Source organism: Pseudomonas syringae pv. tomato str. DC3000 (genome assembly GCF_000007805.1).
GTDB lineage: Bacteria > Pseudomonadota > Gammaproteobacteria > Pseudomonadales > Pseudomonadaceae > Aquipseudomonas > Aquipseudomonas avellanae.
Genome location: NC_004578.1, coordinates 14412 through 29930 on the forward strand (window position 1 = coordinate 14412; position 15519 = coordinate 29930).

Annotated in this window: 13 protein-coding genes and 1 pseudogene; 7 read left to right on the plus strand and 7 right to left on the minus strand. The window is 54.7% G+C overall.

What is annotated here, in order from left to right; translation table 11 throughout:
• Positions 1–100: 100 nt before the first annotated feature.
• On the minus strand, positions 101–1330 hold the full coding sequence (locus PSPTO_RS00045; protein ID WP_004667395.1) for an IS91 family transposase: 1230 nt from the start codon (positions 1328–1330) through the stop codon (positions 101–103).
• 206 nt (positions 1331–1536) lie between these two features.
• On the opposite strand from PSPTO_RS00045, the gene PSPTO_RS00050 reads away from it, so the two are divergent.
• The 3 genes and pseudogenes from PSPTO_RS00050 (at position 1537) to PSPTO_RS30575 (ending at position 4150) form a co-directional block, all read left to right on the plus strand.
• Complete coding sequence (locus PSPTO_RS00050; RefSeq protein WP_011102937.1) at positions 1537–2010, plus strand: DUF3757 domain-containing protein; 474 nt, start codon at positions 1537–1539, stop codon at positions 2008–2010.
• A 321-nt stretch (positions 2011–2331) separates the two neighbouring features.
• The gene (locus PSPTO_RS00060; RefSeq protein WP_011102938.1) at positions 2332–3042 is read left to right on the plus strand and encodes a SprT family zinc-dependent metalloprotease; all 711 of its coding nucleotides are present in this window, start codon (positions 2332–2334) and stop codon (positions 3040–3042) included.
• 57 nt (positions 3043–3099) lie between these two features.
• Positions 3100–4150 (plus strand): annotated as a pseudogene (locus PSPTO_RS30575) (hypothetical protein).
• Positions 4151–4161: 11 nt separating this feature from the next.
• Here PSPTO_RS30575 and PSPTO_RS00070 read toward each other — a convergent pair.
• Positions 4162–4392: a hypothetical protein gene (locus tag PSPTO_RS00070; RefSeq protein ID WP_046463578.1), complete on the minus strand. Its 231-nt coding sequence runs from the start codon at positions 4390–4392 to the stop codon at positions 4162–4164.
• 517 nt (positions 4393–4909) lie between these two features.
• On the opposite strand from PSPTO_RS00070, the gene PSPTO_RS00075 reads away from it, so the two are divergent.
• Positions 4910–5521 carry a hypothetical protein gene (locus PSPTO_RS00075; RefSeq protein ID WP_011102942.1) on the plus strand — a complete coding sequence of 204 codons (612 nt, stop codon included), beginning with the start codon at positions 4910–4912 and terminating at the stop codon, positions 5519–5521.
• 50 nt (positions 5522–5571) lie between these two features.
• Complete coding sequence (locus tag PSPTO_RS00080; RefSeq protein WP_046463577.1) at positions 5572–6024, plus strand: hypothetical protein; 453 nt, start codon at positions 5572–5574, stop codon at positions 6022–6024.
• Between the two features lie 302 nt (positions 6025–6326).
• Here PSPTO_RS00080 and PSPTO_RS00085 read toward each other — a convergent pair whose 3' ends face one another.
• The 5 genes from PSPTO_RS00085 to PSPTO_RS30100 all read right to left on the minus strand — a co-directional run bounded on the left by PSPTO_RS00085 (position 6327) and on the right by PSPTO_RS30100 (position 13385).
• Positions 6327–8738 carry a DEAD/DEAH box helicase gene (locus PSPTO_RS00085; protein WP_161797787.1) on the minus strand — a complete coding sequence of 804 codons (2412 nt, stop codon included), beginning with the start codon at positions 8736–8738 and terminating at the stop codon, positions 6327–6329.
• A 140-nt stretch (positions 8739–8878) separates the two neighbouring features.
• On the minus strand, positions 8879–9688 hold the full coding sequence (gene istB / locus PSPTO_RS00090) for an IS21-like element ISPsy4 family helper ATPase IstB (RefSeq protein WP_005741073.1): 810 nt from the start codon (positions 9686–9688) through the stop codon (positions 8879–8881).
• Complete coding sequence (istA, locus tag PSPTO_RS00095) at positions 9685–10707, minus strand: IS21-like element ISPsy4 family transposase (protein ID WP_002551322.1); 1023 nt, start codon at positions 10705–10707, stop codon at positions 9685–9687. Before istA ends, istB begins: the two co-directional genes overlap by 4 nt.
• Positions 10708–10775: 68 nt before the next feature.
• Positions 10776–11126 carry a hypothetical protein gene (locus PSPTO_RS00100; protein WP_011102945.1) on the minus strand — a complete coding sequence of 117 codons (351 nt, stop codon included), beginning with the start codon at positions 11124–11126 and terminating at the stop codon, positions 10776–10778.
• 18 nt (positions 11127–11144) lie between these two features.
• A complete protein-coding gene (locus tag PSPTO_RS30100) occupies positions 11145–13385 on the minus strand; it encodes a hypothetical protein (RefSeq protein ID WP_011102946.1) in 2241 nt (746 codons plus the stop codon).
• Between the two features lie 369 nt (positions 13386–13754).
• Here PSPTO_RS30100 and PSPTO_RS00120 point away from each other — a divergent pair, with 369 nt between their 5' ends.
• Positions 13755–14912 (plus strand): ImmA/IrrE family metallo-endopeptidase, encoded by a 1158-nt coding sequence (locus tag PSPTO_RS00120; protein ID WP_200836483.1) that lies wholly within the window; start codon positions 13755–13757, stop codon positions 14910–14912.
• Positions 14909–15508: a hypothetical protein gene (locus PSPTO_RS00125; protein WP_011102948.1), complete on the plus strand. Its 600-nt coding sequence runs from the start codon at positions 14909–14911 to the stop codon at positions 15506–15508. Before PSPTO_RS00120 ends, PSPTO_RS00125 begins: the two co-directional genes overlap by 4 nt.
• Positions 15509–15519 lie beyond the last annotated feature (11 nt).

Here is a 15519-nt window from a genome sequence, read left to right on the forward strand (position 1 = left end):
TGTCGGCAAAAAGCTTTTTTCACCCATCACCCACGCCGAAAAATGGATTGAAAGCGACTTTTCTGTGCCTTTTCCAGATTTTGGACGCACCTCTCCCGTATCAGGCCGGCACGTACCTCAATTGCGCGATGCTTTGAGCGTTGTTGATCAAGCCCTGCACTGTCAGACCGGCGATGGCTGCGGTGTACACCATCCGCGCTCCGCACAGCACGCAGCTGAACGGATCCCGATGCAAGAACGCTTTGCTCATCTGCGCAAAATACAGTTTTGGCGCTTTGCCACGCCTTTCCATTCGTATCGCCTCATACACCCGGGGTAGCTGTCGGCCACAGACGCGGTTGGCCAGAAATCCAAAATACCGGATCATCCGAAAGTGCTTCTCCGGGATGTGCTGCACCACCCGGCGCAGCATGTCGGTCTGGCTCAGTGTTTCCTGTTGATAGGTCTTGGTGCGGTGATCCAGGTAGGTGAAGCTCAACGTGGCACCGGAGGTGTAGTGCGCCAGACGACTGCCCGAGATGGGCGGTTTTTTCAGGTAGCGGCCCAGGTAATTGACGGTCTTTTTGCCGTTTTTCGTCTTCTTCGACAAGTGGATGTGCCAGTGCTGACCACCGGCGTTGAGCACGAGGTGACGCCAGTCATTTTCGCTCTGCAGATGAGCGTTTTCAGGTGGGACGGTGGTGTGCTCCCACTGACTGAGCAGGTACTGGCGTACATTCCACATCCAGCGTCGACGCAAGGCTGATGGATGAAACGAAAGATCTTTCCAGACACCTGCGTCATCGATCCCACCCAAGGTGACCGAGACATGGATGTGTGGGTGCCAGTTAAGTCGCCGCCCGTAGGTGTGGATGGCGCAGAAAACACCCACCTCCACGCCCCGGCGTCGGCCCGCATAGAGCAGGTTGTCGACGGCCAGGCGACACAAGGCATCGAGCCAGTGACGGTTATGAAAGAACAGCGGCCACAGGGTGTCAGGCAATGTGAACACCAGGTGTTGCCAGGTACACTCGGGTAAGCGGTGCTGTTGATTGGCTATCCACTGATCGGTAGCCTTTTTGCCGCAGGATGGACAGGCGCGGCAACTGCAGGTGTTGCACAGGTATTTGACGTGCGGGCAGCTGTGGTTGCCGCAGGTGTAGTGTTTGACGCCCAGGATCGAGGTGCCGCAGGCCAGCATTTTGGTGACGGACTCGACTTCGATGTCGCGTAAGCCGCCCTCCTCGATGAGGTGTGCCCAGCACTGGTTAGCGGTGAAGAGGTTTTTGAGCGGTCGAGGCGTGTAGGCAGGACTCATCTGAAGCAGCAGCGGTGGGTAAGCAGGCTTCATGATGATCAATAATGGGCCTCATGGCAAAGCTCAAATCGATGTTCATTGCTCCCCGGCCCTCATATTTCCCCGCAGGCTGGGAACTGCCGGCTGGTGCGGCTCCACTAACACTTCCGTGCTCTCTACAAGCAATCGTATTTTTTGGTTTACGTATAGAGCCTAGTCATTCATTCTATTTATAAGAACCAGACAAGAGGACAAGTGCTATGAACAGGCTTCACAAGACCAGTCTGCTGGCGGCTATATTGACCGCATCCCCCTGCATTATGGCAGCTAACGCTCATGCTATGAGTTGTCCTGTCCCGCAAAGCGTGAAGTACGTTAATGGTATCTATATCGCGCCGGAAACGTTTGCTGGTTGGGAGGGGAACTGGGTTTCTCAACCACACAAGAAACACTCCATTAAAGAGTTTTCCACTGCTTTATATCTTTCAGTGGATAAAAGTCAGAAGGGAGGAACATTGACTAACTGTAGTTATTCACTAAGCGGAGATAATGGCGTAATAGATCTTGAGTATCGAAAATCAGGAAATGAGAATAGACTAAAGACACTTATCGTTTCCATTGAAGGTCAGCACAATTGGATTAAAGAGCGTGGCGCGGTTGGAATTCAAGGATATGAATGTACAAAGTCAGCATCTGAGTGTCAGTTCGTTCCGCTGCGGCTAAACGAGGACTGATGAGTTTATGCATGGGGATTTTAAGATGCCTATGCATCAAGTTGACGTTATGAAGAAGGCGTCATGTCTTCATAGCCCCCTTCGAGGAGATGTGCCCAATACTGGTTAGCGGTGAAGAGGTTTTTGAGCGGTCGAGGTGCGTAGGCTGGACTCATCTGAAGCAGCAGCGGTGGGTAAGCAGGCTTCATGATGATCAATAACGGGCATCATGACAAAGCTCAAATCAATGTTTCTGCTGCTACGCGATCGTAAGAACGGGCGATTTGCAGCCGCAGGCTGCCCTGTTCGATATTTTGCTGAAAAACTAACGCGGCGCTGACCATGCCTGTATTGCATTACGGCCAAACGACTATCGAGTGGTACTTCCAGCTCGATACCAACCTCAAGCGCCACTACGTGACCGTAGAACGGGGACGACCTGTTCTGCTGCGTGGGCCACAGGTGGATGATCCTGAACAAGAGGCGTTGGTGCTCCGCCGTGCGCGCTGGATTCGCGAAAAGCTGGCCCAGGTAAATTTGCCTTTGGCTAACGAAGCTATCGTGACGGGCAGCCGCTTGCGCTATGCCGGGCGTACCTACTTCACCGAAGTCAGGCATACACCAGATATCCTCAAGCCCCGACTGACCTTCACGGCATCACGCTTTATTGTGGATAATCCAGATAGCGCGAGCATCCAGCCTGATGCATTGATACCGCTGTTGGAGCGTTTCTACCGGGAACGTGCTCAAGACAAATTGTTGGTGCGCGTCCGTCACTGGCAGCGTGAAACTGGCCTTCAGGCAACGGGCGCTCGTATTCGTCATTTCCAAAGCCGGTGGGCCAGCTGCGATGCAAACAACACCCTGGAGTTTCATCCTCGCGTGATGGAGTTGCCGGCCAGCGTGCAGGATTACGTCATCATTCATGAACTCTGTCATACGGTAGAGAAAAACCACACCAAGGCATTCTGGGGCCTGGTGGCTAGCTACATGCCAGAGTGGCAGAAGCAGCATCAGGTACTGGAGAGGGCGACATTTGGGGACGCGGTGTAATGTTCAGCCGGATCGTGTTTGGATGGATACCGATAACTACACCAATCAAAGGAATGAATGATGAAGCTCTTGCGCGACGCCAGAACGCTGAAGACCAAAGCCGTCAGCTCCCTCCGTACAGGGATGCAGGCCTTTAACAGCTTTGATGACGATGGGCGCATTACCACCGTCTTGCTACACCTTCAGCATGCGTGCGAAATGCTGTTAAAGGCGGTGTTGGTTCAGAACAAAGCGAAGGTTTTTGATAAGGAGACTGGACGCTCTATAACCTTCGACAAAAGCCTCGGACTTTGTATGGCGCACTATGGCCTGACGGCAGAGGAAGCGGGAGTGATGCGAGCCGTCGACAGCCTACGCGATGCCGCCCAGCATTGGTTCATTGTGGTCGCGGAGGATCTGCTGTACCTCAATACGAGGGCACTGATTACCGCCTTTGATGCCTACCTTCAGCGAGCCCTGGAAGATGCCTTGATCGAGCATATCCCGGCTCGGGTATTGCCCGTCTCAACCATCCCCGCCAGGAGACTTCGAGTTTCTGGTGGATCGCGAATATCACTTGGTTAGGGAATTACTGGAGCCAGGACGGCGGCAACGGGATGAGGCGCGTGCACGCATTCGCTCCATGCTGGCCATGGAATCTATTGCGGTCGAAGAGGTGGAGGTCTCCGAACGAGATATTGACCGCATTGAAAAGGCCGTCCGTGCAGGCCAAGGGATCAAAGAGGTCTTTCCACGTTTATCCACAGTAGGCACACGGACGGATGGTGAAGGGGTGAATCTGCTCGTGCACTTCACCAAGAAGGAAGGCGCCCCCATCCGATATATCGGCGGTGACGATCCTGCTGAAGCGGCGGCGGTGCGGGAGCTGGATCTTCAGAAGAAGTTCTACCTGGGAGCCGCCGACCTCGCGCAAAAGGTCGGACTGACGCTGCCCAAAGCCAGCGCGCTACGAGCGCATCTGGGAGTCGATGAGGATGTGGCCTGCCGTGATGTCTTCGAGTTTGGATCGACCCGGATTCCCCGTTTTTCTGATAACGCGTTCAGACGGATGCGCGAAGCGTTGGCTACTGTCGACATCGAAGACGTTTGGCGGGCACGACAGAGATAACGAGCGGTTGGTCAAAACTGCACCGTCAGCACCTTGATGCCCACCCCTTCGCAGAACCGCCCGACGGCAGTGAGTGAGCGCCAATAGCGCACCGGCTCGCGCCGTGAACGGATCGGCAGCCATTTGGCGCCGAGGCGCAGTTCCAGACGCCAGGTCTCGCCCTCGCGCAGCACGCGAAACTCCCGCGCCGCGCCGGTCTCGACCAGGGCGGCCAAGGTCTCCTGCTCGATGGCTCTTTTCATGGACTGCTCCTCCGCTCCACTATCCAGCCAGGCCCCACCCTGCTGGTATAGCGCAACCATGGAACCCGGCGACCAGCTTGCCCCTGTAGCTTCACCAGACTGTGGATAACGGTGGGGGGCAATTCACCATAATCGCCAATTCCGCGCAGGGCGGTCGAGGAGCGGGTGGGCGGGGCTTGGCGTTATCCTCCTGCTTGTGCCTGCCTGAAGGCAGGGCCACTGTGGTCTGATCGGGAGGTCGCTGGGCGCGACGCAGTTTGGCCAGAACCCCTGGCGTCGGTTAACGGCACCACTGCCTTAAACGACTGGCGATAATTCAATCTTCCCTGCGCATTCGAGCAAATGCCGGAAAGCGCTCAGCCGTCATTCCCCGAAAGATCGGCGACTGCACTCTCGACAGCCTCAGGGCATTTCGCCACTATGACCCGGATCAGGGCCAACGCCGGCTTATACACGCCAGCCGCAGGTCGTCGACGTCTGCGCATTTTGAACGTCCAACCAATGCCAGTGAGGCCTTATGAACGCCCGAGAAGCCAACCTCATCGCCCACCGCTACCAAGCACGTGCACAAGCTTTCAACGATTTGCATGCGCTATTGGCCCCGTTCTTTCGCCGCACTCCCCTGGCGGCCAGCATGAACGAGATCAGTGAGTGCGTCTCCGAAGCCCTGCATGCCAATACCTTGTGCGGTTGGTTGCCAGATTTCGGCGATTTCGATGAGCTAGAGGCACTGGTTGGAGAGATCCGCCGGGATGGAGGACGCAAGCGTTTTACAAGTCTGAACGACATCCCCACCCACCTGCGGGAGCACTTCGACGATACAGACGAGGCATTCACCGAATTCGCCAATGAAATTCGCGAAGAGTGCCGCGACGGCTATGACTCACTGCTCGAACAGCAAGAGATACTTAACGAACACTTGGAATCTGTTCGATTCGATCAGGTGTTCGCATTCGATGAAGACAGCCTGGAAGTCGAAACCACTAGACTGATCAACCAGGTGTTCGATCACCTGCATACTGAGTGGCTCGCATACGAAAAGCTGGCTCGCAGCCTGGTCGGCATGGCCCACCTCATCGATGAACCGGATCCCGACAAGGGGCTGACCGAGGCCCTGCTGTTCGATTGAAACAACTTATTTCCTGTCCACATGGGAGCCTTAGAATGAAGGAACGAGCAATGAACAATAGCCGAACGGTAAGTACAACAAAGGAACTTAAGAAGGCCATTGATGACAAGATCGGCGACATCATTATCACTGATGCCAAGTTAGCAACCTGCGTCAAAGTGGCTTCAAATATCCCCTACAAAACACTCGCTGCCATTATCGCTGTGGCTGGAGCATCTGCTGCCGTATTTTGGAACCCTGTCGGCTGGTTCGGCGCGGCAGCCGGCAGCGCAGCAGGGGTCGGTGTGGTTGCAAGCGCCGCAGCTGCGGCAGGTATTACTACGGGTACCGCCGCAATCATTGGCGGCGTACTGGTGCTTTTAGCGGCGCTCAGTGTTTCGGCTCTGGCCATGGTGAAAGACTATGATTTCGACGCCGGTATCTCAGCTAGCTCGTCAGGTCTTGAAGGCGGAATCCCCAAAGGAAAAACATCCGCGCACTTGAAGATCAAGCGCAATGTCTGATTTCCGCTCTGCCCCGCCGTACTTCTTCATTTGCAAGAGGTGTGATCAGCATTTCATGGCTGGCCGCAGGTTGCTAGTCCGTTGCCCGCTCTGTAAGAGTTTTGGGGTAAGCGAAGATAAACGCATTGCAAAGTGAGGCCGGGGCCTCACTCCCGCACCAAGCATCCATGCATGTCGTGGTACCTTTCAGCGGTGTATCGAGGCAGGCCTCGACGAATCGTCATCCGGTTAAGGGCTTTATTCATAGTGTTCAGCTTTAATAATCGGCGCAGTACCGATGCCTAAAGTGTGCAAACTGCCGCTTAATGCGTCCAGCCGGCGGCAGCCCAGTCCAAATTCTCTGGTATCAGGTAGCGGTTACTTGCATCAGCCAGGCGTTGGTTGGCCATCTCCTCTGCGGCCTTGAACAATAATTTGGAGGTTTGGCCATCGGGACTCAGGACGCTGTATTCCGCTGGTCTCATTAGCCATTGGCTAACTTTTGCATGGTTGAGTTTGGCTTTGCCATCGTCAACCTGAATGGCCACAAACTCCTGCCGCATGCGTTTGCCCTGTGGGCCTTGCCAGCGCAGCATGGCACCGAGCAGCGCACCTTCACCGAGTTCGGGTGCTTGAAGCATTGCGGCCAAACCGCCGAAGTCATACTCGCAGGCTTTACCCAGTAGGTACTGCATGAGCTTGGAGTTGAGATCGAGCATATGGGTGTCAGGGCGATTGGAGGCCAGCAAGCGATCCAGGGTAACGTCCATGCGTTGTGAGGCTTTGGGTGATAGGCCCATTTCACGCATCACTTGATCAGACAAGCGAATACGCAATAGCCGCTCTTTATGGCTGCGTTCTGTCACCTCTATGCCAAGTTGATCGAACATGCCCAGGACAAAGCTGTAAAGGTGATCGACGGTGATTTCTAGCTCGTCGCGCAGTTCGTTTGGGTCACTGGTGGCGGCGTGAGCAAACAGCTCTCGTTGTTTAGCGGCGGCAGTACGTGCCTGCTTTAACGCTTCATCGATGCGCTCTCGGGTTCGGTCGATTCCGAGTTTTGTGGCTTGTTGCAGGATATCTTCCACATCGATCAACTCGGCTACCTGACCGAGGATTTCGTCTTTCAGGCCATCGTTGAATTCATGCTGCTGAACTTCGGCGAGGTCATTCACCACGCTGTCGATCCGCTCATACATCAGGTCGACGATGTTCTGATCCAGACTGTCAGCTTGCTGGATGTTGAACACGACGACCTTCTTCTTCTGACCATAGCGATACAAACGACCGATGCGTTGGACGAGACGCATGGGGTTCCAGGGCAGGTCGTAGTTGACCATGACGTGGCACTTACTCTGGAGGTTGATGCCTTCGCCGCCCGCCTCGGTCGAGATCAGGAATCGCCCTTGCTCTTCAAAGCGCTTGATGGCTTCACGCCGTTCAGCATGCTGCATGGAGCCATTGATTAGATCGACCTGGTCGCTACCATAGTGGTTGGCCAAGGCATCACGCAGATAGTTTTGAGTGGTGCGATATTCGGTAAAAATCAGCACTTTCTCGTCGGGGTTAGCTGTGTGGATTTTGCCGATGATCTCATCGATGAATCGCTTCAGCTTGAGGTCGTTGGCTTTCAGCGCAGCGGCCTCATCAATAAGATCTTTCAACAACTGGACTTCACCGGCAAAGAACTCGCGGGCATCGCTGGTAAATTGCTCTTCCCACTCACCCAGGTAGCGTTCATCGCTGGGTTCGTCTTTTGAGGTGCCCTTGGCTTCATCGTCAAGAAGCCTCTGAAGACGATTAGACAGTGCCCGGTGAATGGCTGCTGCGCTGGAGGCGGCCAGCTTGCGATAAACCGTCATGACGAATCCAATGGCGTTACCGGTACGGCCTAGCGCTTCACCTGCGTCATAGCCTTTGCGCAGATAGGCTTGAAGCGTTTTGTCGAACTCGATGGATTCATGGCTGCTGGGCACCTGCAAGGCACTGGTTATTTTGCCCTGGAAGATGAAGTTCCCTTCCGCATCGGTGACGTCGGCTTTGTGGTTGCGGAACACCATGTCATGCAGAATTTCTGGATTCAGGTTGAGCATCATCAGCTCGGTGCGACGCTCAGGGCGTAGTAGCTCTAGCAGTGCCACGAACTTGTCCTGCATGCCTTGATGAGGAGTCGCGCTCAATAACAGCATGTGTTTGGTTTGGCTGCGTAGGTTCTTTGCCAAGTCATAGCGTTCAGAGCTGTCCAGCTTCTGTCCGTACTGGCGGCGGCTGAGTCGATGCCCTTCGTCAAAGATCACCAGATCCCATGGCTCTGCCTGGAGCAGGCTTTCCAGGTGGTCGACTTGTTTTAGACGATCCATGGAGCCTATGACGCAGTCGTGCATCTTCCATTGGCGGGGTTCATTGATGAAAAAGTCTTCCCCATAGATCTCGAAGTCTTCCAGTTTGAACTTGTGGTACAGCTCCTCCTGCCATTGTTTGGTCAGGCCTGCGGGCGTGATCAGCAGGATGCGTTTGGCCAGGTCTCGTTGCTGCAGGGCGTGCAGCAACATTCCAGTCTCGATGGTCTTACCCAATCCCACATCATCCGCAATCAACCAGTTGAAGTTGCCGGATGCCAGGATGTGGTGCACCAGGTGAATCTGGTGAGGCAGCGGCTCAATTTCCAGGTGAGAAAGAGCACCAGTGTTTTCATTCCACACCTTAATGGCATGAGCCAACATGCGCATGCGCATACGCTCGGCGTCGATTGGTTCCCCTTTGCTGGCTGTGACAAACCGATGCTTAACGCCTTTCACCTGACGCAGATATTGATAAGGCAACCAATTGTCAACGCCAACTAAAAAGTGACCCCCTTCCGTGCTAAATCGCCAACTTAGTTTTGACCCCCCTCGGGTTCATATTTTCGAGCCGGTTCGGCCCGAGAAGATTTGGTTCCTGCTTTGCGCTTGTCCTTGAGTCGATAGCTTTCACCTGTCATCTGCACGATATGGGCATGATGTAACAGCCTGTCCAGCATGGCCGCTGTCAGTGTTTGATCATCCGCAAAGGTTCCGGCCCACTGGGTAAACGGCAAGTTACTCGTGAGGATCAGGCTGCCTTGCTCGTAGCGCTTGGCGACAACATTGAAGAACAGGTTGGCTTCATCACGACCAAACGGCAGGTAGCCGATTTCATCGATGACCAACAACCCAGGGGCCATCACCACACGACTGAAGTATTCCTTGAGCCGTTCCTGGCGGTGCGCAGCGGTCAGTTGCAGCATCAAGTCAGCCGCCGTGACGAAGCGGGTTTTGATACCGGCCATCACTGCCCGGTAGGCCAGGGCGATAGCCAGGTGGCTCTTGCCTACACCACTAGGCCCCAGGAACACGATGTTCTCGGCACGTCCAACAAAACTCAGTGCTGCCAGCTCCTGGAGCTGTGCCCGGGGGACGCCGGTGGCAAACGCGAAGTCGTATTGCTCCAGCGTTTTCACAGCGGGCAGCGCGGCAGTTTTCAGCAGGGCCTGTCGAGAGCGTTCACTTCGGGCATCGGTCTCGGCAGCCAGCAGCTTTTCGAGGAAGTCGGCAAAGCTGTCTTCGCCGCTTGCTGCTTGTTGGGCCAGGTGCGGCCAGTCCACCCCGACGCGCTCAAGCTTTAGCCCCTTGCATAGTTCTGTCAGGCGAGCATGTTGAAGGTTCATGCTCTCACCTCCAGCAGTTGCTCATAAACCGACAGCGGATGCTGCAAGCTCTCGTACGGCAGGACCCGTCCCAGGCGTAGGCCTTGGGCGGGTTGTGGGCGCAGGCTCTGTGTTGGCAGTGGTAATAGTACCTGCTGCTCTTGGGCCAGACGTACCGCCGGTTGAACACCCGTCGTGCCGTGAATCCGCTGATGAGCGACTTCGTCGAGCCATTGGCCGATATGTGCGTTGGCCGTCACCACATCCAGCGTCAGACCCGCACTCTTGAGCGTAGCGGCCAACGGGGTAATGAAACTGCCCTTCAGATACCCGTTGAAGCGCTCAACCTTGCCCTTGGTCTGGGCACGGTAAGGGCGGCAGACCTTGGGAATAAAACCAAACTCATCGGCCAGCGCAGCCAATCGGGGATGCCAACGGTGCTGGCCCTCCCCAAAAGCATCTCGCTCGGTGATGATGGTTCCGGCGTTATCAAACAATGCCTGCTCGGGCACGCCGCCAAAGTAAGCGAACGCCTCCCGAAGCCCTGTCAGCCAGGCTTCGCTGTCCTCTCGCTCGGAGAAACGGACAAAGCTTGCTCGACTAAAACCAAGTGTCGCCACGAACGCCTTAAGCGGCTGACGGCCTCGTCGAATGGTGGTGAAGTCCACCTGTATCTGCTTGCCGGGCAGTGTCTCGAAACGTACCACCGGCTCTTCTGCCTTACGTTTGAAGGGGCGAATATAAGCCTTCAGACGACTGACGCCGCCGCTGTACCCCAATGCCGTGATCTCACGCAGCAGGACGGTCGCCGGAATCCAGTGTGGGCGCGCCGCCTCAATACGCTCGTGCAGGTAGTCCTTGAAGGGGTCGATTTTGCACGGACGTGCGGGTCTCACCTTGTCACTGGGTAGCGACCGGGCCTTTCGCAGGTACTTGCGCACGGTGTTACGCGAAATACCCAGCTCACGGGCGATGAATTTGATGCCATGGCCCTGACGGGCCAACACTTTAATTTCCACAGACTGCTCCTGGGTCAACATATTGGCAGCTCAAAGCCGCCAGTTTTACCCAGGGGGGTCAATTCTAGGTTGGCGTTAGGGGGTCATTTTTACAGTGGCGGTGACAACCAATGGCGCTCACCACGTTCAGGAAAGTCCACCAACACTTGTTCGCTACCTGCCAAGGTGCGTTGTTGCATGATGACGCCCTGCCCTAGCGAGAGGACGCCGCTGCCAGGGGTCTCATCGACCACGTCCATGCCATTTTGAAAGCCTGAGTGCACGGCGGAAGCATCGACATAGGCCAGCTTTTTCTCAGGGCTAAACCAGTGAACCTGAAGTTGATCTTCGGATTCTTTAGCAATCGCCATTTTGACAATGCCCCGACGCTCCTCTTGGCCGCTGGGTAATTTCTGGCTGACCCAGCAACCTGGTACATGTGTAAGTCTGAGGGGCTTCATGCGCTAATCCTATATCCGTTACGGTTCGATGTTTGGCAAGGTTAGGTCGGTACGCTGTGCATGCAAGGCAGATGTGAGCGACTCTGCTGACCACTGTGATGGCGCTTCATAAGCACAATCGTCAAGAGTCTCATCTTCACCCTCAGTTTCTTGAGGAGTATTCGTGTCCTCAGGGTGTTGTTTCTTATTCCGCTTTTCGGCATTAAGCGGTGGCTTTTCTTCTACAAGTGGTTTGTCACTCAAATAGCAACCAGGCTCTTGCGGATGTTTGGTTTTAAATACGCCGTAGGCCCGAAGGATCTCGGTTTTTTCGATTTCCAGCACATCCCATAGCCCCAAATCACTGTATTCCTCAGCAGGTAGTTCGTGAGGATCGCAGAAGTCGAAGGGCTGATTAGCAGGTAGGCAGCCTTCCAAATTGGCAAACCTGAACCACAAATACCGAGAAAATGCTTTAAATGCGCGGCGCAGGACAGTGTTCTCGTACCAGGAAGCAAAGAGACTTTCTAGGAAAACCTCTATTTCTTCCACCTGTGGCAGTGATTCAAAAGAGCGGACGATCAGCAAGGCTGTCGGCCATGACAACGCGTAGTAGGACAGGCTACTACTGCCATTTTTATCAAAAGCGATCCAGTAGATATCATTCTCAGACCAGATCACTTTGATATGAGCAGCCAAGATTAGCTCTTGAGGGACGAGTCCTTTTTCGATTTCTCTCTCAAGTGCGAGACGAGTCTGTCCCCAGCCACTCATCACAAAAATCTGTTGAACAAGAGAGAGTGTGCTGAGCGGCCAGTTGGCCTTTCCGATCAACTCAGCGGCTTTCTGAAGCGCACGCTCTTCGCGTGAGAGTTTGTCAGCGAGCCAATCATTTGGCTCTGCAGCTACAGCCTCCTCGCCGTCAAAGACTTCATCCGGGTCAAAGGCATAAGCCGCATAGTCATCATCAATATCACGGAAGTCATCTAGATCGGTGCGAATTTCTTCTTCGAGGCCTGTCCCAAGTTCGATAATGGTCAGATCATACAAGTCATGATCGAGGTCGAGGTCATCTTCAAGGGCTTCAAGCCCCAAGTTCGGCTGGGGCGTAGTAGGAAGGTCTAGCTCCAGATCGGTTAATGCGAGGTCTTCACCATCCTCATCCTCATCCTCATCCTCATCCTCATCGTTCTCATCGGATATCTGATCTTGAATTGGAGGCGTGGGAGCAGAAGCCTTCATGACTAGCGACGGTATGACATGTGAGGGAGGGCCATCAGAATCCAATGGTTCTGGAGTGTCCAATCTTGTTGGCTGAATAGAGGTTAACGAGCGCCCTGATTTGTTGAATACCTTGACCTTGGTTAATCCCTCTCCAGCCTCCGTCTCTTTCCTCGGATGGGTGAGTTTGAGTATGTTTTTTATGGGGGCGGACGGAGCGGTCTCGTCCTCAGCCGCGTGCTCTTCGGTGGAGTCGGCTCTAGCTGCTGAAGCCATATCAGGTGCATCACCGGCTTCAGGTTTGCCGAGGCACATTGGAGCTTCAGAAGGCGTTAATTGGCCTTCCCACCAGCCGTCAGTTTTCAACGACGGGTATTTAGATGCCGTGTGCTGAATGAAGTTGAGCGAGTCATCGGCTGTTTCGGTCAACGCCTTGTTGATCGGGGGTGGGGGGCTTTCTAAGGTCGTTAGGCTCTCAGCTGAGTCGTTGAGGAAAGCCAGGTCACTGGCTGTCGGAAGATCATCCGTCGACTCTTCAGTCGCTATTTCGACAAAGGCCTGCTGTTGGCGTCTCAGCACTAGGGCGCGCTGCATGGCTTTGGCCCCATCTATCGGGCGGCGTTGTCGCATGTAAACGCGACTTAGCAGGTTTAGATAGTCAGGCTCTTCAAACGTAGCAATTGCTTCCAGGAGGAGCGACTCGGCAGCTTGTAACTTGCCAGACGCGACCAGGCTGTTGACGTCTTTGAGGAGCAGCTCTTTGCTGCGTTGCTTGCTCTTGATTGAAAGCGTTTGCTGTGCGCGATGTTTTTTGAAACGAAGGATCAGTTCAAGCCTGCGCCGAATATCTTCCGCAGCCTGATGGTTTTTTAGGAACTCGCTGAGGAGTGTTCTGGCTGTGGCGTGCTGCCCCTGAGTAATCAGAAGTGAAATGGCTTGGAGCAGGCCTTCTGAGGAATGGCCTTTCAGGCTCGAACGGATCTTCGTCTCCAGCTCCATAGGATCCGATGCCGCATAACTCCACAGTTCGTCTAACAGCGATTCCCAATCCATTTCCATACCGACTCCGTGACGACACTGCCCTGGCCGTGCGCAAGATTGTGGCGCGGTAGGAGAGAGCACAGCCCTATAGGTATTTAGCCTGTGTCGTCCGTCACATTATCCAGACCGACCTTGTGGGTAAAGGCAAACAGCCATTAGGACGTTAAATTCTTCTCTAGCCAGGGGTTGCTAGTTACCGAATTGGCATTTCTCTATGTATCGACCGGCCCATGGCCAGACTAGGAGTCTGACCATAACGTCCATTAGGTGTACCGGGTGCCGCAGGTTTCGCCTTCCTGTGGCCGGGCTCAGGACGGTGAGCGATGCGTCGGCGCTTCAAGCACATGATGGTTTCGACAATGCTGCGCAAGCAAAACTTGATCAAACTTGATTTTCACCAGCCGAGGCACTACATTGGCTGTTATGCAAAATACCCTACACATCGAGTCGCTTCGGGCGGCCCTCGTTCAGCGTGGCTGGACACAAAAAGACCTGGCCGATCAGTTGGGGGTCTCGGCGCAGTCCGTTACCAACTGGTTCAAAGGTAAGGATTTTCCTCGCCCTGACAAGCTGCTCAAGCTGGCCACAACGCTGCAGCTGTCATTTTCGCAGTTGGTGGCTCCACCTGAGGATCAGCCTGTGGTGGCGTTCCGCAAGAAGGCGGGAACCAAAACCACCGACGAACACATTCTGAAAGCGATGGGCATTGGCGGTTTGCTTAAACCTTTGGTCGATTTTTTACCGAAGTTGCCGACCTTACGCACCAAGATTTCCTCGCCTTCCATCAGCTACGCGCGTTTGCAAAGCGATGCGTCCCAGGTACGCAGTAAATTGGGATTGGGTGAGCGCAGCGTGCTGGGTTATGAAGCGCTGATCGCCGAGTTCAAGGCGTGCGGGGCGGTTCTGGTGCCCGTTCTTTGGGGACAAAAGCAGCAACACAAGAATGCGTTGCACATTCTATTGCCGGCGTCAGATGTCACCTTTGTCTTCGTCAACCTGGATACCAAGCTGGAAGACTTCAAGTTTTGGATGGCCCACGAGTTAGCGCATGTCTACACTCCTGAGCTTGCGGGTAGTGACGAGGGGGAGGATTTTGCGGATGCCTTTGCCGGTGCCCTGCTGTTTCCTGAGGCTTGCGTGCAGCTAGCGTATGCCGAGGCGGCGCAAGCGCCTAGCGCAGCTGGGGAGGTGAGTGTCCTTCAGCAGCATGCCCGGCATCACCAAATTTCACTGAACACGGTGTTCCAGCAGGCGCAGGGATATGCGGCGGAAAACAATCTGCCATCCTTACGGGTACCGGAAAGGACAATTCACGCGGTGCGCAACAGCTCCACGCCGCAGTTGGTCAGTACGATCCTGTTTGATCCGACTCCACCCAAACCGGCGCAATACATTGCCGCAGCGTCGAATGTGTTTCAGTCTGAGTTCTTCCTGGCGCTGAAACGCATGATTCGCGAGCACGGGACGGGCCCGTCGTATGTTCAGCAAATCATGGATGTATCACTCAGTGATGCCTCCGCGCTTTACGGCGAGCTCGCGCGTTGAGCGCGGCGTCCACGCTCGTATTGCTGGATACCAACGCGTATCTGCGGCTTGCGAAGCGTGTACGCCCAATGCTGGGGGTTGGGTTTGGGCAGAAAAACTACGTTCTGACCATTCTGAAAGATGTTGAAGAGGAAGTGCATCGCAGTGGTGCTCTGAAATTCAAGTTCCCTTGGTTTGACGGTGAGGATCTTGCCGCTGAGCGGGTTGCCAAGCAGGTACGACTCAGCGCCGACGAGAAAGGTCAGTTAGAAGCTGCGCAAAGCGTCCTGCGTGGTTGGGTCTTAACGAACCCGACGGTTTATACCACGGCTGGTCGTTCTCCCCCTTCCTCCACGGACTGTCGGGTGCTTGCGTTTGGCCAAATTCGAGACGCCATTGTGGTCACGGATGACCTAGGTATGCACAAGCTGGCTCAAGATTTCGGAATTGCTGTCTGGCATGGCCACGAACTGCTAAAGAAAATGCTCACGGCCAAGTTGATCACAAATGAGCAGGTCAAAAGTATCTTCGAAGCGCTGGAGCTCAACGGCGACTTGACTGAAACGTGGCGCCAGGCAAAACACATAGCCTTTCTGAAGCTATTCGGTAGGGGCTAAATGGATGGCCG

Excerpts from the sequence above, each read along its gene's own strand:
- PSPTO_RS00045 (WP_004667395.1), bottom strand. The coding sequence starts at position 1,330 with ATGAAGCCTGCTTACCCACCGCTGCTGCTTCAGATGAGTCCTGCCTAC.
- PSPTO_RS00050 (WP_011102937.1), top strand. The coding sequence starts at position 1,537 with ATGAACAGGCTTCACAAGACCAGTCTGCTGGCGGCTATATTGACCGCA.
- PSPTO_RS00060 (WP_011102938.1), top strand. The coding sequence starts at position 2,332 with ATGCCTGTATTGCATTACGGCCAAACGACTATCGAGTGGTACTTCCAG.
- PSPTO_RS00070 (WP_046463578.1), bottom strand. The coding sequence starts at position 4,392 with ATGAAAAGAGCCATCGAGCAGGAGACCTTGGCCGCCCTGGTCGAGACC.
- PSPTO_RS00075 (WP_011102942.1), top strand. The coding sequence starts at position 4,910 with ATGAACGCCCGAGAAGCCAACCTCATCGCCCACCGCTACCAAGCACGT.
- PSPTO_RS00080 (WP_046463577.1), top strand. The coding sequence starts at position 5,572 with ATGAACAATAGCCGAACGGTAAGTACAACAAAGGAACTTAAGAAGGCC.
- PSPTO_RS00085 (WP_161797787.1), bottom strand. The coding sequence starts at position 8,738 with ATGCGCATGCGCATGTTGGCTCATGCCATTAAGGTGTGGAATGAAAAC.
- istB (WP_005741073.1), bottom strand. The coding sequence starts at position 9,688 with ATGAACCTTCAACATGCTCGCCTGACAGAACTATGCAAGGGGCTAAAG.
- istA (WP_002551322.1), bottom strand. The coding sequence starts at position 10,707 with ATGTTGACCCAGGAGCAGTCTGTGGAAATTAAAGTGTTGGCCCGTCAG.
- PSPTO_RS00100 (WP_011102945.1), bottom strand. The coding sequence starts at position 11,126 with ATGAAGCCCCTCAGACTTACACATGTACCAGGTTGCTGGGTCAGCCAG.
- PSPTO_RS30100 (WP_011102946.1), bottom strand. The coding sequence starts at position 13,385 with ATGGAAATGGATTGGGAATCGCTGTTAGACGAACTGTGGAGTTATGCG.